The organism is Parundibacterium terreum, assembly GCF_014636315.1.
In the GTDB taxonomy this organism is placed as follows: domain Bacteria; phylum Pseudomonadota; class Gammaproteobacteria; order Burkholderiales; family Burkholderiaceae_D; genus Undibacterium; species Undibacterium terreum.
The window spans coordinates 498,831-516,608 of the sequence record NZ_BMED01000001.1 but is presented as its reverse complement, the minus strand read 5'-3'; the positions used below and the strand labels follow the sequence as shown (position 1 = coordinate 516,608).

At 57.9% G+C, this 17,778-nt stretch carries 18 protein-coding genes; 8 read left to right on the top strand and 10 right to left on the bottom strand.

All coding sequences use genetic code 11. The features are described 5' to 3' along the window. Positions 1 to 97 precede the first annotated feature (97 nt). From IEW12_RS02370 to IEW12_RS02360, 3 genes are all read left to right on the top strand, one after another. Positions 98 to 1,273, top strand: coding sequence for a M20 aminoacylase family protein (locus IEW12_RS02370; RefSeq protein WP_188564377.1), 1,176 nt, complete (start codon positions 98 to 100; stop codon positions 1,271 to 1,273). 49 nt (positions 1,274 to 1,322) lie between these two features. After that, complete coding sequence (locus IEW12_RS02365) at positions 1,323 to 2,546, top strand: diaminopropionate ammonia-lyase (protein ID WP_188564376.1); 1,224 nt, start codon at positions 1,323 to 1,325, stop codon at positions 2,544 to 2,546. A 65-nt stretch (positions 2,547 to 2,611) separates the two neighbouring features. Continuing rightward, positions 2,612 to 3,361: an aldolase gene (locus tag IEW12_RS02360; RefSeq protein ID WP_188564375.1), complete on the top strand. Its 750-nt coding sequence runs from the start codon at positions 2,612 to 2,614 to the stop codon at positions 3,359 to 3,361. A 16-nt stretch (positions 3,362 to 3,377) separates the two neighbouring features. Here the strand turns inward: IEW12_RS02360 and IEW12_RS02355 are convergent, their stop codons facing one another. The 3 genes from IEW12_RS02355 to ada all read right to left on the bottom strand — a co-directional run bounded on the left by IEW12_RS02355 (position 3,378) and on the right by ada (position 5,945). Further along, positions 3,378 to 4,013: a DNA-3-methyladenine glycosylase family protein gene (locus IEW12_RS02355; RefSeq protein WP_188564374.1), complete on the bottom strand. Its 636-nt coding sequence runs from the start codon at positions 4,011 to 4,013 to the stop codon at positions 3,378 to 3,380. Positions 4,014 to 4,077: 64 nt separating this feature from the next. Next, positions 4,078 to 4,779, bottom strand: coding sequence for a 2OG-Fe(II) oxygenase (locus IEW12_RS02350; RefSeq protein WP_188564373.1), 702 nt, complete (start codon positions 4,777 to 4,779; stop codon positions 4,078 to 4,080). 41 nt (positions 4,780 to 4,820) lie between these two features. Then, positions 4,821 to 5,945: a bifunctional DNA-binding transcriptional regulator/O6-methylguanine-DNA methyltransferase Ada gene (ada, locus tag IEW12_RS02345; RefSeq protein WP_188564372.1), complete on the bottom strand. Its 1,125-nt coding sequence runs from the start codon at positions 5,943 to 5,945 to the stop codon at positions 4,821 to 4,823. Positions 5,946 to 6,139: 194 nt separating this feature from the next. Here ada and IEW12_RS02340 point away from each other — a divergent pair, with 194 nt between their 5' ends. Next, on the top strand, positions 6,140 to 6,781 hold the full coding sequence (locus tag IEW12_RS02340; RefSeq protein WP_188564371.1) for a glutathione S-transferase family protein: 642 nt from the start codon (positions 6,140 to 6,142) through the stop codon (positions 6,779 to 6,781). Between the two features lie 27 nt (positions 6,782 to 6,808). Here the strand turns inward: IEW12_RS02340 and IEW12_RS02335 are convergent, their stop codons facing one another. Next, entirely contained in the window at positions 6,809 to 7,009 is a 201-nt protein-coding gene (locus IEW12_RS02335) for a hypothetical protein (RefSeq protein ID WP_188564370.1), read from the bottom strand. Here IEW12_RS02335 and IEW12_RS02330 point away from each other — a divergent pair. Next, entirely contained in the window at positions 7,008 to 9,158 is a 2,151-nt protein-coding gene (locus tag IEW12_RS02330) for a M13 family metallopeptidase (RefSeq protein ID WP_229750868.1), read from the top strand. The genes IEW12_RS02335 and IEW12_RS02330 overlap by 2 nt on opposite strands. A gap of 70 nt (positions 9,159 to 9,228) precedes the next feature. Here IEW12_RS02330 and IEW12_RS02325 read toward each other — a convergent pair whose 3' ends face one another. Together IEW12_RS02325 and IEW12_RS02320 are read right to left on the bottom strand one after the other, a co-directional pair. Then, positions 9,229 to 9,933, bottom strand: a complete 705-nt coding sequence (locus IEW12_RS02325) for an ArsR/SmtB family transcription factor (protein ID WP_188564369.1) — start codon at positions 9,931 to 9,933, stop codon at positions 9,229 to 9,231. A gap of 18 nt (positions 9,934 to 9,951) precedes the next feature. After that, positions 9,952 to 10,467: a VOC family protein gene (locus tag IEW12_RS02320; protein WP_188564368.1), complete on the bottom strand. Its 516-nt coding sequence runs from the start codon at positions 10,465 to 10,467 to the stop codon at positions 9,952 to 9,954. Between the two features lie 258 nt (positions 10,468 to 10,725). Here IEW12_RS02320 and IEW12_RS02315 point away from each other — a divergent pair, with 258 nt between their 5' ends. Next, positions 10,726 to 11,481 (top strand): SDR family oxidoreductase, encoded by a 756-nt coding sequence (locus tag IEW12_RS02315; RefSeq protein ID WP_371874487.1) that lies wholly within the window; start codon positions 10,726 to 10,728, stop codon positions 11,479 to 11,481. 32 nt (positions 11,482 to 11,513) lie between these two features. Here the strand turns inward: IEW12_RS02315 and IEW12_RS02310 are convergent, their stop codons facing one another. Further along, the gene (locus IEW12_RS02310) at positions 11,514 to 12,377 is read right to left on the bottom strand and encodes an NmrA family NAD(P)-binding protein (protein WP_188564367.1); all 864 of its coding nucleotides are present in this window, start codon (positions 12,375 to 12,377) and stop codon (positions 11,514 to 11,516) included. A gap of 128 nt (positions 12,378 to 12,505) precedes the next feature. Between IEW12_RS02310 and IEW12_RS02305 the strand changes: the two genes are divergently transcribed. Together IEW12_RS02305 and IEW12_RS02300 are read left to right on the top strand one after the other, a co-directional pair. Beyond that, positions 12,506 to 13,417: a LysR family transcriptional regulator gene (locus IEW12_RS02305; RefSeq protein WP_188564366.1), complete on the top strand. Its 912-nt coding sequence runs from the start codon at positions 12,506 to 12,508 to the stop codon at positions 13,415 to 13,417. A gap of 56 nt (positions 13,418 to 13,473) precedes the next feature. Beyond that, the gene (locus IEW12_RS02300) at positions 13,474 to 14,061 is read left to right on the top strand and encodes a TetR/AcrR family transcriptional regulator (RefSeq protein WP_188564365.1); all 588 of its coding nucleotides are present in this window, start codon (positions 13,474 to 13,476) and stop codon (positions 14,059 to 14,061) included. 24 nt (positions 14,062 to 14,085) lie between these two features. On the opposite strand, the gene IEW12_RS02295 is transcribed toward IEW12_RS02300, so the two are convergent. The 3 genes from IEW12_RS02295 to IEW12_RS02285 form a co-directional block, all read right to left on the bottom strand. Further along, on the bottom strand, positions 14,086 to 14,361 hold the full coding sequence (locus IEW12_RS02295) for a DUF4242 domain-containing protein (protein ID WP_188564364.1): 276 nt from the start codon (positions 14,359 to 14,361) through the stop codon (positions 14,086 to 14,088). 126 nt (positions 14,362 to 14,487) lie between these two features. Further along, positions 14,488 to 17,106 carry a helix-turn-helix transcriptional regulator gene (locus IEW12_RS02290; protein ID WP_188564363.1) on the bottom strand — a complete coding sequence of 873 codons (2,619 nt, stop codon included), beginning with the start codon at positions 17,104 to 17,106 and terminating at the stop codon, positions 14,488 to 14,490. A gap of 87 nt (positions 17,107 to 17,193) precedes the next feature. Next, positions 17,194 to 17,673, bottom strand: a complete 480-nt coding sequence (locus IEW12_RS02285; RefSeq protein ID WP_188564362.1) for a winged helix-turn-helix transcriptional regulator — start codon at positions 17,671 to 17,673, stop codon at positions 17,194 to 17,196. Positions 17,674 to 17,778 lie beyond the last annotated feature (105 nt).

The window sequence follows — 17,778 nt, the reverse complement described above, 5'->3', positions numbered from 1 at the left end:
AAGTGAAAAAAATTCCCGAATTCATCCTAGATATCGGAAAAAGTTACCGCAGTAACTCCCTATACTGGGGATATTGCAATCTCGTAAAGGAATTTCCATGCGCCCCGATAGCGACCATCCTGCCTTGCATCAGCAACTCGTCACATGGCGGCATCATTTGCACCGTCATCCCGAAACCGGGTTTGAGGAAGTGGGCACATCGGCATTTGTAACGGAGGTACTACGAGGCCTGGGGCTGGAAGTGCATGGCGGAATAGGGGGTACCGGCCTGGTCGCCAGCCTGACGGTTGGTGAAGGAAAAGGCGTTATTGCGCTGCGCGCCGATATGGATGCGCTGAATATCCATGAACAGGCTGCTCAGCGGGAATACGCATCAAAAACGCCAGGGAAGATGCATGCCTGCGGTCATGATGGGCATATGGCGATGATACTGGGCGCCGCCAGGCTGCTTTGCGAACGGCGCTATTTCAATGGCACGGTCCGCTTTATCTTCCAGCCGGCAGAAGAGCATGGCAGGGGCGCCAAGGCAATGATGGCAGAGGGCCTGTTCCAGCGCTTTCCTGTGGATGAGATTTACGGTGCGCACAATATGCCGGGCATTCCGGCAGGGCACATTGCTACCCGTACCGGCGGCATCATGGCCAGTGAAGACAACTTCGTCATTCGCATCAAGGGGCGCGGCACGCATGCTGCGCGGCCGCATATGGGCATAGACCCTATTGTGATCGCTTCCGAGATCGTGCTTGCGCTGCAGACCATCGTTTCCCGCAATCTGGACCCCGGAGTGCCGGCGGTCATTTCATGCACCGAGATCTTTACCGATGGCATACGGAACGCCATTCCCACGCATGTAACGATCAAGGGCGACACCCGCAGCTATACGCCCGAGGTGCAAGCGCTGCTGGAGAGGCGGATGCGAGAGATCAGCGAGGGCGTTTGCCGCCTGCATGGCGCGGAATGCGTGTTTGAATACACGCATGAATTTGCTCCCACAGTGAACTGGGAACAGTGCGTGCCGGTTGCTGTAGAGGCGGCCAGCCGCATAGCAGGCGTTGGCAAGGTGGATGCAAACATCCAGCCCATGATGATCTCCGAAGATTTTGGCGCTTTCCTGCAAGTGGTTCCCGGCGCCTTTGTGTTTATCGGCAACGGTGCAGACACGGAGCAGGGGAGCACTCCCTTGCACAATTCCAGCTATGACTTCAATGACGAAGTGCTGGAAACCGGGGCGCGCTACTTTGCCGAACTGGCGCGGGTACGGCTGCCAGTCTGATTGCTTCCTCCTGCTTTCTTGATATCTACAGATTGACTACTGACTATTTATGCCTGCACCTCTTCCAGCTATCCAAAGTGAACTGTTCATCAATCCGCACTGTGCTTCTGATGACGCCATATACAGCGATGAAATGCGCGAAGTCCTGTCCTTGCAGGCCTATGACTATGCCGAACGGCATATCTCGCAATGGGCCGGTTACAGCCCGACGCCCCTTTTCGCCTTGCCTGAACTGGCACGCCGGATCGGCATTTCCAGCATATCGTACAAGGATGAATCCGGCCGCTTTGGATTGGGTAGCTTCAAGGCTTTGGGCGGCGCCTATGCGGTTGCCAGGCTGCTGTTGCAGGAATTGAAGAAACATACCGGCAATGAAGCTTTGTCCGCGGCGGACCTGAATGATCGCTCCCATGCCGGTTTGCTTGAAAAGTTGACCGTCACCTGCGCGACCGACGGCAATCATGGCCGTTCAGTGGCCTGGGGCGCGCAGCGCTATGGGTGCCGTTGCATTATTTATGTGCATGCAGGAGTCAGCGCCGGCCGCGTGCGGGCGATCGAGGCTTACGGTGCGCAGGTCGTGCGTATCGCAGGCAATTATGATGACTCCGTCAGGCAGGCTGCTGCAGATGCGGAGGAAAAGGGATATTTTGTCGTTTCCGACACGTCTTATCCGGGTTATCTGGATGTGCCGCGCGACGTGATGCAGGGCTATACGGTGATGGTGGAAGAGGTCATCCAGCAAACGGCTGGTGGCGAGCACCCCACGCATATCTTTGTGCAAGGGGGTGTCGGCGGCCTGGCGGCTGCGGTCTGCGCGCACTACTGGCAGCGCCTGGCTGAGCGCCGTCCCAAACTGATCGTGGTAGAGCCGGAAAAGGCTGCCTGCCTGTATCGCAGCGCCGTTGCAGGAAAACCGGTGGCGATAGCAGGTGAGCTGGATACCCTGATGGCCGGGCTGGCGTGCGGCGAAATTTCGCCGCTGGCGTGGCGCATCCTGGAGACAGGTGCTTTTGCCTTTCAGACTGTCGATGATGATTCGGCGCTCTTCGCGATGAAGATGCTGGCCAGCGGAGATGCGGGGCCTGCACTGGTCGCCGGCGAGTCTGCCGTTGCCGGTCTGGCGGGGTGCATTGCCGCTGCCTGCGATCCGGCATCGCGCCAGAGCCTGGGCCTGAATCCGCAAAGCCGGATATTATTGATAGGGAGCGAAGGCGCGACGGACCCTGAGCTGTACCGGCGTATCGTCGGCCGCGATCCTGGCGAAATCGGCTGAAATTCGCCGGCTTTTGTCGAATTTCTTCGAATTTTTCTCTATCATTCCCTGATGAAAGGACCGTAATGAACTTGGAGTCGTTTGCTGCGGAGGCGTGTTTTCATTCGCCCGATATCTCCTTGCTGCGTGCCGATCTGGCGCTCGCTCTGCGGGCTGCGGCCCATCATGGCCTGGGTGAAGGTATCTGCAATCATTTCAGTATTGCAGTGCCGGAGCATGACGACTGGTTCTTGCTCAATCCACGCGGCCTGTTGTGGAGCGAGATACAGGCTGACGATATCGTGATGATAGACGCCGAAGGCCGCAAGCTTGCCGGCCGCCATGAAGTGGAGCCTACCGCCATGTTCATACACGCGGCCGTGCATCGTATCGCGCGCAAGAATTGCGTGCTGCATACCCATATGCCGTATGCCACTTCGCTGACCTTGACGGAAGGGCGCGCGCTGGATACTTGCCTGTCGCAGAATGCAATGCGCTTCCATGGGCGGATCGCAGTGGATGCAAATTACAACGGGCTGGCGCTGGACAACAGCGAGGGCGAGCGTATCGCGCATGCAATGAGCGGGGCGGATGTTGTTTTCCTGGGCAATCACGGTGTGGTCGTCTGCGGCGAACGCATTGCCTATGCCTATGACGACCTGTATTACCTGGAGCGCGCCTGCACGGTACAGGTGCTGGCTCATGCAACTGGACAGACCCTGAAACCGGTAGCCCCTGGGCTGGCCGCCAGCGTGGCGGCGCAGACCATGGGAGAGCGCCTGCAATCCGAACTTTTCTTTAATGCGCTACGCAGGGCATTGCCGGAAAAAAATTAACGGCAGACAGCGGCGATTACTCCGCTTGCAGCTTCGCCTGTTCCGCCGCGCGCCACAGATACCAGGCTGCGGCGCTGCGGTGTGGGCTCCAGGCCTGGCCTATCAACGCCAATTCCTTGGGCTTGGGCTGCTGCTCCAGCGATTTCAGTACGCGCCAGCCTTCGCGCACGCCAAAGTCATCTACCGGCAGGATATCTGCGCGGTCCAGCGTGTGCATCAGCATCATTTCCACCGTCCAGCGGCCGACCCCTTTCAGTGTGACCAGGCGCGCAATCAATTCTTCATCGCTGAGCTTGTGCGAGGCTTTGCGGGTAGGCACTACACCGGCAATACGGCCTTCGGCTATGCCGCGTATGCTGGCGATCTTGGCGAAAGAAAAACCGCAGGCGCGCAATAGCTCCGGCTCGGTTTCCAGTATGCTGGCCGGCGAGGGGAAGCTCTCATCGGGGTACATCGCCACAAAGCGCCCCAGGATGGCCTCGGCGGCCTTGCCGTGCAGTTGCTGGTGGGCGATGGCGCGTATCAATGCTTCATAGGGTTCACGTTCTTGCAGGGACTGCAGGCCGCAGGGACCCACGCGCTTGACCAGGGCCGCCCAGTCGGCATCGATTTTGGACAGGTAGGCCGAAGCGGGATGGACGGGTTTGCGCATAGTGTTCAAGGGCGATTTTCTGGGATGAGATGGTGCCGCAGATTGTACCCAATTCCAGTCATCCTTACTGCGCGTCATGAAAGATGATGCCCAGCGTATGCCGCTGCCCGCTGCGCAGCACGCTGACACCATGCCGCAGGTTGACGCGGTAAGTGCCGCGCGTGCCCTGCACAGGCCGGTGATGTACTGCAAAGATCACCGCATCGCCCTGGCGTAGCGGAACAACGGCAGGGCGCGATTGCATGCGCGGTCGCTGCTCAGTCATCACAAATTCACCGCCGTCAAAATCCCTGCCGGGCTCGGATAGCAGTACTGCCATTTGCAAGGGAAATACATGTTCGCCATACAGGTCCTGATGCAGGCAGTTATAGTCACCCTCGCGATATTGCAGCAGCAGTGGCGTGGGCCGGGTTTGTCCGGCAGCGTGGCAGCGCTGCAGGAAGTCTTCATGCCTGGCCGGATAGCGCACGTTTATACCCATGGCCTGGTTCCAGCGATTGGCAATGGCGCTTAGGGGCGGATACAGCGCGCTGCGCAGGGATGCCACCAGGCCTGGCAAGGGGTAGTTGAAATACTGGTATTCTCCACGCCCGAAGCCATGGCGCTCCATGACGATGCGGCTGCGGAATTGCTCTTTATCCGCATACGATGCCCCAAGCCCTGCGCATTGTTCTGGAGCGAGAATGTGCGGAATCAGCGCATAACCCTGGGTATCCAGCGCATCTTCCAGTGCTTGCCAGTCAAGCAGGCCAGTATCGCAGGCCATGCTATTTTTCGGCAGCTGCGGTGCCTTCAGCGATGCGCCCATCATGTGCGATCCCCATCCGCAACTTGCCGTGTTTCCTTGTCCAGCAGGCTGCGCTTACGTTCCACGCCCCAGCGGTAGCCGGACAAAACGCCGTCATTGCGTACGACACGATGGCAGGGTATGGCAACAGCGATCTTGTTGGCGGCACAGGCTTGGGCGACAGCGCGCATGGCCTTTGGCGCGCCTATGCGTTCTGCCACATCGCGGTAGCTGACTGTGGTGCCTGCCGGAATTTCTCGCAAGGCCTGCCATACCCTTTGCTGGAAGGCCGTGCCACGTACGTCCAGTGGCAGGTCCAGCCCTAGTGCCGGCGCCTCGACAAAACCGACTACCTGCGCAACCAATTGCTCAAACCCCGTGTCACCGCCCAGTAGCACAGCACGAGGGAAGCTATCCTGCAATTGGGCAATCAGCGTATCCGGCTCATTTCCGAGCAGGATGGCGCATACCCCCTGTTCAGTTGCTGCAACCAGAATTGTGCCTAGCGAACACTCTCCCAGCGCAAAGCGGATTTCCGTGCCTGCGCCGCCAGCGCGGAAACGGCTCGGGGTCATGCCCAAAACCTGGGTAGAGCTGGCATAGAAACGGCCGTTGGAATTGAACCCGGCATCATAAATGGCCTGCGTGACGGTATCGGTGCGGCCTAGCTCCTGGCGCACCCGCTTGCCCCGGTGCGCAGTGGCATAGGCTTTAGGCGTGACGCCGGTGATGGCCTTGAAGATGCGATGGAAATGGTATTGGCTCATGCCCACCGCGTCGGCCAGTTGCGTCAGGCTGGGTGCCTGTTCCGCGGCTTCTATCAATTTGCAGGCCTGGGCGATGGTAGCTGCATATTGCTCCGCCAACGCCGCCTGGTCCGGCTTGCAGCGCTTGCAAGGGCGGAAGCCGGCGGCCTCCGCTTCTTCACGATTATCATAAAAAAGCACATTCTCGCGGCGCGCAGGGCGAGATGCGCAGGAAGGACGGCAATATACGCCCGTGGTCCGCACCGCATAGTAAAACTGGCCGTCGGCTCCGGCATCCTTGGTTTGCACTGCTACCCAGCGCGCTGCATCCCCGGCGTGCTCAAGCGTGGCAAGCGCGCTGCTGCCGGCATCAACGCTGACTATGGCATTCTTTTTCATGATAGGCATCCTTGATTAACTGTCGATGGAATCATGTTAGGTATCCGGGCGGGAAGCTGAACTTCGGTTCTTGCTTTTGAATTCGATTTCTTTATCAAGTTGAACGCAAAAATCTGAAAGCAAGAATCGGAGCGATTTACTGAAAGATGAGGCCTATATTTTATTCCTCAACCATCAAGCAATGAGGAATTCCAATGATCACCCTGTACGATTATCTCCCATCCCAGAACGCTTATAAAATCCGTTTGTTGCTGGCCCAGTTGCAGCAAGAGTACAAGACCGAGCTGGTCAGTATTTTTGAAGGAGAGGGGCAGCGGCCGGAATTCCTGGCCATTAACCCCACCGGTGCGGTACCTGCCATCCGGCTGGAAGATGGCCGGGTGCTGGCAGAATCCAATGCCATCCTGTTTTACCTGGCGCAGGGCAGTCAATTCCTGCCGCAAGACTCCTATGAGCAGGCCAGGTTATGGCAATGGCTCTCGTTTGAAGGCGATTATGTGCAAGCCACGGTGGCAACGATAAGGCACTGGACGATGACAGGCAAGCTGGCGCGCCGGGCCGAGAGCCTGGTCAGTGCCAAACGCGCGGGTTCGCTGAAGGTGCTGCGCATTCTGGACAGGGAGCTGGCCGACCGCCGCTTTTTGGTGGCAGATACCTATACGATTGCCGATATATCCCTGTTTGCCTATGTGCATCTGGCAGAAGAAGGCGGCCTGCCTTTGCCGGACTTTCCGCATGTGCTGCGCTGGATAGAGCGAGTCAAATCCCAGGACAACTATCTGGGCCAGGTTTATCCCTATTCAATAGACCCGTACTCCATACGGGAATTGCCATAACCAAGCTTTGTTGGTATGAATGCTTGTCTAAATGGTATCGCAATCCTGGGGTTTGCCAGCCAAGACGCAGTGCGTCATCCAAACTTCTTGCTGTTCCTGAAATAGACTTGTAGAAAGCATTACATCGGTGTAATCTTTTCTGCAATTCGTTGCCGCACTAGAACGGCCGATATTCTGCACAGCAGAAACGTCGTCAGCATCCATGCCAAGATAAAAGGATAACCCCATGCGCATACTCCCCGGCCTTAATCCCCCAGGCGAAAATTCCCCAGCTTCGTCATCGGAAAAAAACTCATTGGTAACAAAGAGCAAGCCGGAACGCCGGGCAATACGGAAAATGGCGGGGGCAGGGCTGGCATGCGCGGCAATGCTGTTGTTGCCTGGCAGCTTATTGGCTGCCGAAGCGGCTGCAAGCACCAGCGGAACCAGCGGTATCAAGGCCAGCGTGGTACCCGGCAATGATTTTTTCGCCTATGCCAACGGGACCTGGATAGACCAGACCACGATACCCGAAGACCGCAGTAGCTGGGGCGCCGGGGCCATACTCGGTGAAGAGACCAACAAGCGCGTGATCAAATTGCTGGAGCAGGTGCTCAACAGCAATGAAACCTCCAGCCGCGACGAGCGCAAGGCCGCTGATTTTTATGCCGCCTATATGGATGAAGCTGCGATAGAGGCAAAGGCACTGACGCCGCTGCAATCCGGCTTTGACCGCATCAATGCGATATCCGACAAACAGAAGCTGGCGCGTGTACTGGGCAGCACCTTGAGGGCCGATGTCGATCCGCTGAACGCAACCAACTTCCATACCGAGAACCTGTTCGGTTTGTGGGTGGCGCAAGGACTGACCGAACCGGAACGCTACAAGCCATATCTGCTGCAGGGCGGCCTGGGCATGCCGGACCGCGACTACTATCTTTCCAGCAATCCCAAGACTGTGGAATTGCGCGGCAAGTATCAGGCGCACATTGCCGCTGTGCTGAAGCTGGCCGGGCTTGCCGATGCAGAACAGCGTGCGGCAAAGATTTTTGACCTGGAACTACAAATTGCGAAGACGCATGCCAGCCAGGAAGAATCGCAGGATGTCGTCAAGGCCAATAATAACTGGAGCCGCAGCGACTTCAGCGACAAGGCGCCCGGCATGGACTGGGCAGAATTTTTTGCCGGGGCAGGCCTGGAGCGCCAGCGTTCATATATCGTCTGGCATCCGAGTGCGGTCAAAGGGGCGGCAGCATTGGTGGAGAGTACAGCCTTGCCGGTCTGGAAAGACTATCTGAGCTATCACCTGCTGAACCATTTTTCGCCAGTGCTGCCGAAGGCATTCGCCGACCAGAATTTTGCTTTCTATGGCACGGCAATGACAGGGACGCCGCAACAGACCGCACGCTCGCGGCGCGCACTGGATGCCGGCAATGCAGCGATGCGCGACGCAATAGGCCGCATGTATGTGGAAAAGTATTTCCCGGCTTCCGCCAAGGCGCGTATCCAGACCATGGTGACCAATATCATCGGCGCCTTTGACCGCCGCATAGAACAACTGGACTGGATGGCGCCTGCGACAAAGGCGCAGGCAAGGGAAAAGCTGAAGACGCTGTACGTGGGCGTGGGCTATCCTGAAAAATGGCGCAGCTATACGCGTCTGCAGGTATATCCTGACGATGCGCTGGGCAATATTGCCCGTTCAGAATCCTTCGCCTACCAGTTTGCCCGCGCCAAGCTCGGCCATGCTGTAGACAAGAAAGAATGGTGCATGCCGGTCCAGATCGTCAATGCAGTCAATATGCCTTTGCAGAATGCCTTGAACTTCCCGGCCGGCATCCTGCAGCCGCCTTTCTTTGATCCCGAGGCTTCCGATGCCGTCAATTATGGCGCCATCGGCGCGGTGATAGGGCATGAAATCAGCCATAGCTTTGACGATACCGGCAGTCAGTTCGATGCGCAGGGCCGTCTGCGTGACTGGTGGACGCCGACTGACCTGGCGCACTTCAAGACTTCATCGGCGGCGCTGGTCGCGCAGTATTCTGCCTACAAGCCTTTCAGCGACCTGGCAGTCAATGGCCAGCAGACGCTCAGTGAAAACATCGCGGATCTGGCAGGGCTGGCAGCAGCCTATGATGCATACCACGCTGCAGTCCCTGCGCAGGCTGCACAGCAACAGCAAGCCGCGGATCAGCAATTCTTCCTGGGCTTCGCACAGAGCTGGCGCAACAAGATGCGTGAACCGGCCTTGCGCAGGCAGATCATTACCAATGGACACGCTCCATCACAATACCGTGCCTCCACAGTGCGCAATATCGATGCCTGGTATTCTGCGTTTGACGTGAAGCCGGGGCAAGATCTGTATCTGGATCCCAAGGCCAGGGTGAGAGTTTGGTAATACAGAACAGGATTTGAGAATCAAGGCCGGCGCATGATAGCCGGCCTTTTTTTTTGCGCCTTGCCTATGCTTATGGCAGGCCCAACTGGGCTAGCAACTTTTGTTTGCCTGACTCAGTAACTTTGAGCTCCCGGGAATCCGCGTATCGCTGCAGCCAGCCGTGGTCGATGAAGGCTTCCAGCATGGCCACCGCCAGCGGGCCGGCGAAATGATCTTGCCGCTCCGACCAGTCCACACAGCCGTATAGCATGCGTTTGCCCGCCATGGTATCGATGGTTTTTTGTGGTATGCCGAATTGCTGCAAGGCGGCCATGCCCTCAGTCGTCAGTTGATAATCGTGGCCGTCGCCTTTGGTAGCGCTGACCCAGCCGCGCTGGACGAAGCTGCGGCATAGCAGCACTCCGACTTCTCCCGCCAAATGGCCGTAGCAACTGCGCGCGTGGCGCAGTCCGCGCATGGCGGGCGCGTGCCAGCGGCTGGTTTCAGGCAGTGCCCCGTCGGCCACGCGCAGCAATGCTTCCAGCGCGTGAGCGACATTGCCGTCGGCCAGCATGAAGTAGCGGTGCCGTCCTTGTGTGCGCACCCGCGCCAGCCTTTCGTCCACCAGTACCTTCAGATGCTGGGAGGCGGTGGGTGCAGTCACGCCGGCGCAAAGCGCCAGTTCCTTGGCGGTATAAAAACGGCCATCCAGCAGGCGCGACAGCATTTGCGCGCGGGTAGCATCGCCGATTGCAGCGGCAACGCGCGAGAAACGCGGTTGTATGACTTGCTTCATCTTATCTCTCTGACCTGTCTATGATGGTTCCGGCTTGGCATTCAATTGCACATCCGGCCGGTATTGGCTGATGTCATTGTATTGCGCCAGCTCCAGGTAGTTTCCCTCGGGGTCCAGCAACAATGCGATCGACAAATCCGGCCTTATTTTAGCAGCGTCATGTGCCAGCGTCGCTCCATGAGCAAGGGCACGCTGCAGCGCTGTCGCAATGTCATCGACAATGAAGGTGATGAAACTTGTATTGGCCGCCTTAATGATATTGCCCGAGGCGCGCTGTTGAGTCTTCCCGGTTGCCTCACCTGATACCTCATTTGCAGCAAGCAGTTTCAGGCGCTCGCCGAATGGCGCCTGCAAGCGCACAACGCGATACCCGGTATCGCTGAATATTGTAGCTGCCACGGTGCTGGCGAGAACCGGGATATCGCTGATCAGCCGGAATGAAAAAACAGTAGAGTAGAAAGCTACCATGGCGTCCATATTGCGGCAGGAGAGGCCGATTTCCAATGGGGCAATGATTGGGGTAATGGCATGCATGGGCTTCCTCGTGTGTTTAAACATTGGGGAAGTATAGGTCGGCGCACATGGCTGATGTTTAGGCATAGGACGAAGTATCACGCGTTCTCAGCAGTGTATTTCTGGGAAATGCTTGCTACAAACCAGTACAATTTAATTGTTGACTGATCAGTCCAAAATAGATAAAGTTCGCGGAGCGGCATAAAAGGCAAAGCGTTTTGTGTCTTTCTTTTTCTTGAATCTGGACTGATTAGTCCATAATTGTAATCACGAGGATAAATGATGACTATAGCAACACAAATTTTCAGCAATAAAGTGGCCCTGGTTACAGGCGGTTCGCGTGGCATAGGCGCGGCGATTGTAAGGCGGCTGGCACGCGATGGGGCTGCGGTGGCATTCACTTATTCCAGTTCGCCGGGGCCGGCGCAGGAGTTGGCGCAGGCCATCAACGCAGCCGGCGGCCGTGCACTGGCGATCAAGGCCGACAGTGCCGATGCGGCTGCGGTACAGGCAGCCGTGGCGCAAACTGTAGCGGCATATAGCGGGCTGGATATCCTGGTCAATAACGCCGGCATTCTGCTGCGCGGGACACTGGATGAGTTTTCGCTGGAAAATTTTGACCGCATGCTGGCCGTGAATGTACGTCCGGTATTCGTGGCTGCCAAGGCCGCAGCGCCGCATATGAAGGAGGGCGGCCGCATCATCACCATAGGCAGCGTGGTCGCCGAACGTAGCGCCTTTCCGGGCGCGAGCATCTATTCAATGACAAAGTCCGCGCTTGTGGGCATGGTGCGCGGCCTGGCGATTGACCTCGCACCGCGCGGCATCACCGTCAATAATGTGCAGCCGGGTCCGACAGCGACAGACATGAACCCAGCCGACGGCCCGCATGCAGATATCATCACGGGCCTTGTCCCGCTTGGCCGGCTGGGCAAGGATGATGAAATTGCCGGCATGGTCGCCTACCTGGCTGGCCCGGAGGCGGGGTTTGTCACCGGAGCCAGCCTGACCATAGACGGCGGCTACCTGGCCTGATACCCAGGGCGTGGCAGCCGGGCATCAGGCTATCAGGCCATGGAGCGCAGTTTTTCTGCGATCACATCTTCAAAGCTGGTCGTGCCTGTCAGTTGTTCTGCCGCACCTCCTTCAAAGCAGATCCAGCCCTCGTTGAAGCCGTCCAGCATCTGCATGCGGGGCAAGGGGTTGCTCATGCCCTGCGATGTGAACAGGTCTTTCCAGTCGGCCCTTGGAATTACCTGCATCTGCACGGGTTTGCCGAGCAGGCGGCTGAAGCTGGCCGCTATCTGATTCGGTGTCAGGCGCGCGCCTTCCAGTTCGATAATGCGCTGGCCGTTCCAGTCTTCCTGCAGCAGGCGTGCGGCGTGCCTGGCGATATCGGCGGTGGCAATCATGGGCACCGCCTTGTCCAGCGGCTGCAGGAAGCTGGGGATGATGCCGCTGGTCACGGCAGGATCGATGTCCCAGATAGCATTTTCCATGAACCACGCAGCGCGGATGAACGCGGTCGGCATGGGTAAGTCGGAAAAAGCCTTTTCCATGATCTGTAACTGGTTCAGCAGGTTTTCCTGCGTGGCCTGCGCACCTATCGTTGACAGGCATACTATCCTTTTTGGTCTTGCTGCCAGCAGTGCCGTATGCAGTGCTGCAATGATGGCGCGGCTCTCGGGGAAGCCCGGAGTAGGGTCGAAATTAGGCGGCAGCAATATGAAGACGGCGTCTGAACCGGAAAATGCAGTGGTCAGTGCGCCAGCATCGGCCGCGTCGGCCACGGCCAGCTCAACACCTTTCTTTTCCCAGGCTGCCGCCTTGGCGGTGTTGCGCACTATTGCTCTCACATTTTGTCCTGCGGCCAACAGTTCGCCGGCCAATGCGCTGCCTACCTGGCCGGTAATTCCCATTATCGTGATCATGATCGTTTCCTTATAGAGGGCAGCAGGGCGCTGCGTCGGGGTGAATTATCTATGCTTTGATTCTGTTATGCGATAGCATGAGTGTTACTTGATAAGTGACACAGAATTACTAATGGGGTGGGTGGCAAATGACATTTGATGCCAGGCTGGCAAGTGGAATGGGTGTATTTGCGGCGGTGGTGGATACCGGCAGCTTTGTGCGCGCGGCAGAAGTGCTGGACATGACGCCGCCCGGTGTCAGCCGTGCAATTGCTCGGCTGGAGGGCCGGCTGGGAGCACGCCTGTTTGACCGTACCACGCGCTCCGTCAAGCTGACTGATGAAGGGCGGCGCTTCCATGAGCACATCACGCCCTTGCTGGCAGGCATGGAGCAGGCCGCCAGCCTGGTTTCCGATTCTGCAACGACAGTGCGCGGACGCTTGCGCGTGAATGCCGATCCCTTTTTCTCCCAACTGATGCTGGCGCCGTACCTGGGCAATTTTGTCAGCCGTTACCCGGAGCTGGAACTGGAGGTCATCACCCGCGATCACCTGGGTGACCTGGTTGCAGACGGCTTTGATGTGGCAGTCCGTTTTGGCCAGCCGCAGGCTTCAACGCTGGTGGCGCGCAAGCTGCTGGACACGCCCATCCTGACGGTAGCTTCACCGGCCTACCTGAAAAAACACGGCATGCCGAAGAAGCCGGCCGACCTGGGCACAGCAGGGCATATCTGCATACAGTATCGCGATCCGGAAACCGGCAGGCCCTTCCGATGGGAGTTTCATAAAGGTAAATCCGTCACCATCGTGCCCATGTCCGGCCGTCTGGTGATCAATGATGTGCGGACCATGCATGGCATCTGCCGGGCAGGGCATGGAGTGGCGCAGGTCATGGCGCTCGGCGTGGCAGATTATCTGAAAGACGGCAGCCTGGTGCAGATACTGCAAGGCTGGCCGGATGAGCGTTTCCCTTTGTATGCGCTGTATCCATCGCGGCATTTGCCGCCGGCCAAGGTCGTTGCCTTCCTTGACTTTGTGACATCGGTCAGCAAGAAGGTCTGAATCCTCTGTTATCTGTGTTTATTGACAGATCAGTCCATAAATTCTATAGTCCCGCCATGGCGAGGAAAAAAGAATTCAACCGCGAAGAAGCAGTGCATAAGGCGATGGCCGTTTTCTGGGAAAAGGGCTATGAGGGGACGTCTACCGACGACTTGCTGGCAGGCATGGGCATAGGCCGCCAAAGCATGTATGACACCTTTGGCGACAAGCACCAGCTCTACCTGGAGGCATTGCAGCGTTACGTCAGCGACAGCGTCGGCAATCTGCTGCTGTGTCTGCGCGGCGAAAGCTCATCCATACTGGCGATCCGCAAGGTGTTGCTGGAAATAGCCAGCGGCACCGCCGAGCATCAGGCTATGGGCTGCATGGGTGTCAATGCGGTTTCCGAGTTTGGCCAGACCGACAAGGATGTCAACGACATCTTGCAATCCGGCGGTACCTTGCTGGAATCGACGCTGGAACGAGTGGTCTCTGACGGCCAAAAAAAAGGCGAGATTCGGGCCTCCTTGCAACCGCGCATTGCCGCCAGTTTTCTTAGCTCCACCTTGCTGGGCTTGAAAGTCAGCGCCAAGGGCGGCGCCAGCCAGGAAGCCTTGCACGCAATTGTTGATTTTGCGCTGGAAGGCTTGAAGGCGCCGGCTTGATGGCAGTCCGGAGCCCGCACTCAATCAGGCGCGATAAAAATACGGATCCAGTACGCTGACTTCGGTGATGTTGTCCACCGGCAGCTCATTGCGCTTTGCCGCTTGGCGGATTGCTTCCGGTGTGGCGGCATCGTAGATGCAGAAGGTTTTGGTATGCTCCGGATTTACATAGGAATGCACCCAGGTCACGCCGTCCTCGGCATTGGCGTCGACCACCGTGCGGCAGATTGCGCTGCCTTCCTGGGTCATGGGGATGGACAGGCCTTGAGGAAAATTCCGTTCAACGAGATAGCGTGGCATGGTGAGCTCCTGTAGATGTTGCGGCGATAAGTGTGCCGTGTGATCAGGATAGGGGCGCGTAACTATTGTTGACAGGGTGGCATTGCCTATTTTGGCGAGCGGCGCCACCTAATTTAGGCAATCAGGCTAGGCAATCAAGCCAAGTTTTCGTGCCGCCTGGATTGCTTCTATTCGCGATCCCACTTCCAGCTTGGCATAGATGCCTGCAACGTGATGGTCGATGGTTCTTGGCGAGCGAGAAAGTTTTTGCGCAATCTGGCTGTTTTGCAAGCCATCAGCAAGCAGACCCAGGATCTGGATTTCGCGGCTGGTCAGGCCGGCCGGATGGCTGCGCGTGGATGGATGCGGCCCGCGTGGAATCGCACGCACGCCTTCACTGCGCATGCGCCTTCGCAGCCAGTTGGCCATAGGTGCGGCCTGCAGGCTATCGAAAATTTCAAGTGCGAGCTTTTGCGCCGCTTCATCGCCGTCGCTCAAGGCCCTGGCTTGCTCATACGGGCATCCGAGTTCCTTCCAGAAACGCGCAGCGGACTCCCATCGTCCTTGCATTTGATCCAGATACGGTGCCGCGCATTCCTGCGGCACCTGCTCAAGCTGTCCTGCACGCCATAGCTGGAATGCGATTTCGCCAAGAAACCAAGGATGACCCTTTGCCTGCGCCAGATCCAGCACTGCCGAGGCTTCTTTTGCCGCGGCAGCATCGTCTCCGGCCAGCCAGGCCGCTTCTGCACGTATGCAGCGTACCGGCGCGACCCGCTGCAGGGTGCCGCTTTGATTTGCCAATAAAAGCGCCTCATCGAGTACTTCACGAGCACCCGGGTCGCCGCGCCGCGTGCGCAGACGCCCAAGGGCAATCAATGCGGTGACGCGATTGGTGGAACCGAATTTTTCGCGCTCCAGCAAGGCATTGGCACGGGCTCCGCCGTGGTCCCAGTGTCCCTGGTAGATTTCCATCACAGCCTGCCAGGCTTCCATGTAGCCGGTAAAGCGGTCCAGATCATGCTCACGCGTGAACGCCAGTCCTTCCGAAAGATAGCGCTCGGCATTGATGAACTGAAACACTTCCGCTGAGCCGGTGCTCAGCATCACATAGGCATCCGCCACTGCGGCACCGCCGTCGCTGAGCCCGGAGGCAATGCGCAGGCTGCTCAGTACAGCCGAGCAGCCTTGATCGTAGTCGGTGAACAGCATGGCAGCCCCCATGGAATTGTGTGCTGCCGCGAGTGTCGCTGTGTCCTTGCTTTGTTTAGCAAGCCTTATCGCTTTCTCGCCCCAGGCAATCGCTTCATGGTAGTCCCGATTCAGCATGCGCAGATAAGACCAGGTTGCATAGCTGACGGCTTGCTCGGCGGGACTTTGCGCCAGGTCGGCGAGCTGCATCGCTTGCAGGCAGGCAGCATCTGCATCAGCGTTGCGCAGCATGCGCACCAGCAACTTGGCCCGCGCCGCCAGGGCAATGCTCTGGCTCTTGCTGTCATTTTTCCCCGCGAACAGGTCTATCGCGTGCAGGAGTGCCTGGTCCGCATTTTGATAGTCGTTCAGTTCAAAGCAGTGCTGTGCATAATGTTCCAGCAGGATGGCCTGTTCGGCGGCGGGCAAGGCGTCGGCAAAATCCAGCGCGGCACGGCAGTGCGCTGCGGCCTCGCGCCTTGCTCCTCGCAGTGTCGCTTCGTGCGCGGCAAGCGGGGCCAATCTCAGTACTGCCGGTCCATCGCCGGCACAAACCGCATGGTGAACCCGGCGTGCCAGTGGCGCCGCGCTATCCGGCTTGTCCAGTGCCGCTAGCAGTAGAGTATGCAGGCTGCGGCGCCGCGCGGGCGGCACGGCATCAGCGACTGCGATACGGGCCAGTTCATGGCGAAAGCGCAGGCTGTTTCCATCGGCAATCAGCAAGCCGCTGGCGATGCATTCATCGCTAGCACCCTGGCTGTCTTTTACCACGGCATCAAGGATGGCAAGTTCAACGCTGCGCGGCACCAGTGCGGCAACTTCAAGTATATTGCTTGCCGGTTTGGACAAGCGGTTGACCCTGGCAAAGATGGCGTCGCGGATCGAGGCGGGCACCTGCTCGTCGGGTTGGGACAATATCTCTGTGACGAAAAAAGGATTGCCTTCTGTTACAGCAAAAAGATGGTCCAGGCGGGTGCCGGCGGTAGTGTTAACTTCGCGCGCCAACGTCGCCATTTCGGCCATGGTGCTGACGGCGTCTGCGGACAAGGCCGGTAGTTTCAGGCGTGTCATACGGCTGGCGGGTATGTCGCCAAGGACAGCGCGTAGCGGATGTGCTGCCGTGACTTCGTCGTCACGAAAACTGAGTACCAGCAAGGAGTGCGACAGATGAATGCGGCGGCCGAGAAATTTGATCAGGTCTAGCGTAGCGGCATCTGCCCAGTGCACATCTTCCAGCACCATGATGGCAGGGATGTTGGAACCCAGCAGTTTGTCCAGCACGATGGAAAATAGCGTAGCCCGGTCAGCACCGTTTTCCAGTGCCGACTTCAATACGGGGAGCCCAGCGCGCGCGATATCGTACAGGGGGCCCAGCGGCCTCGGCGTCATCAGTGCCTCGCAGCCTCCGCAGTAGACGGTATTGCCGGGGAGCTGTTCAATGAAGCGCTCCAGAAGGCTGGTCTTTCCTATGCCCGCTTCGCCGGCGATCAGCACGACGCGCCCATGTTCCTGGGCGGAGGCGAGCTCTGCAGCCAGCTTTAATAGAAAAGAGTCGCGTTCAAGAAGTTGCTTCATGAAGTTTATCTGTTCATGGAAAACCAGGCATTACTGCAAATGGATGAAAAAATAGCGAGCGACATATCGCATCGAATGGCAAATGTTTTAACTGCCGCTTACCACGCGGCCCATGCTGATTTTCTGCACTTTATCCTCCGCAGTATTCAATGCATCATGCCGTGCCCGCGCAGCACGAAATTCCGGTAGCTTGCCGACTATCCAGTTCCATACCGGATTTACTGCTGCCAGTAATTCGGTGCCCATGGGCGTGATCTGGTATTCCACCCGAGGCGGCACTTCCATATACATGGTGCGCGTGAGCAAGCCATCTCGCTCCAGTTGGCGCACAGTCTTGGTCAGCATCTTCTGGCTGATGCCGCTCACTTCGTTCATCAGTTTGGAAAAGCGCAGGCAGCCGCGCTCGTGCAATACATGCAAGACCCACAGCGACCAGGTTTCTGCCACCCGTGACACGATTTCCCTGGCCAGCAGGTCGCCGTCCGCATCAAGCGACTCGCAAGAGCTGTAATCAATGACGCCTGCCGTATCTGCGCCATTAGTTACCTTGAGGTTAGTATGGGTCATTTGGGAACCTTATTTACATTGGTGACTATTGACCTTATCTTAGTGGCCGACAGCGGTATTGGCAATGCTTGCTAATGGATAAGATTTCTTAGCCGAACAGAATTC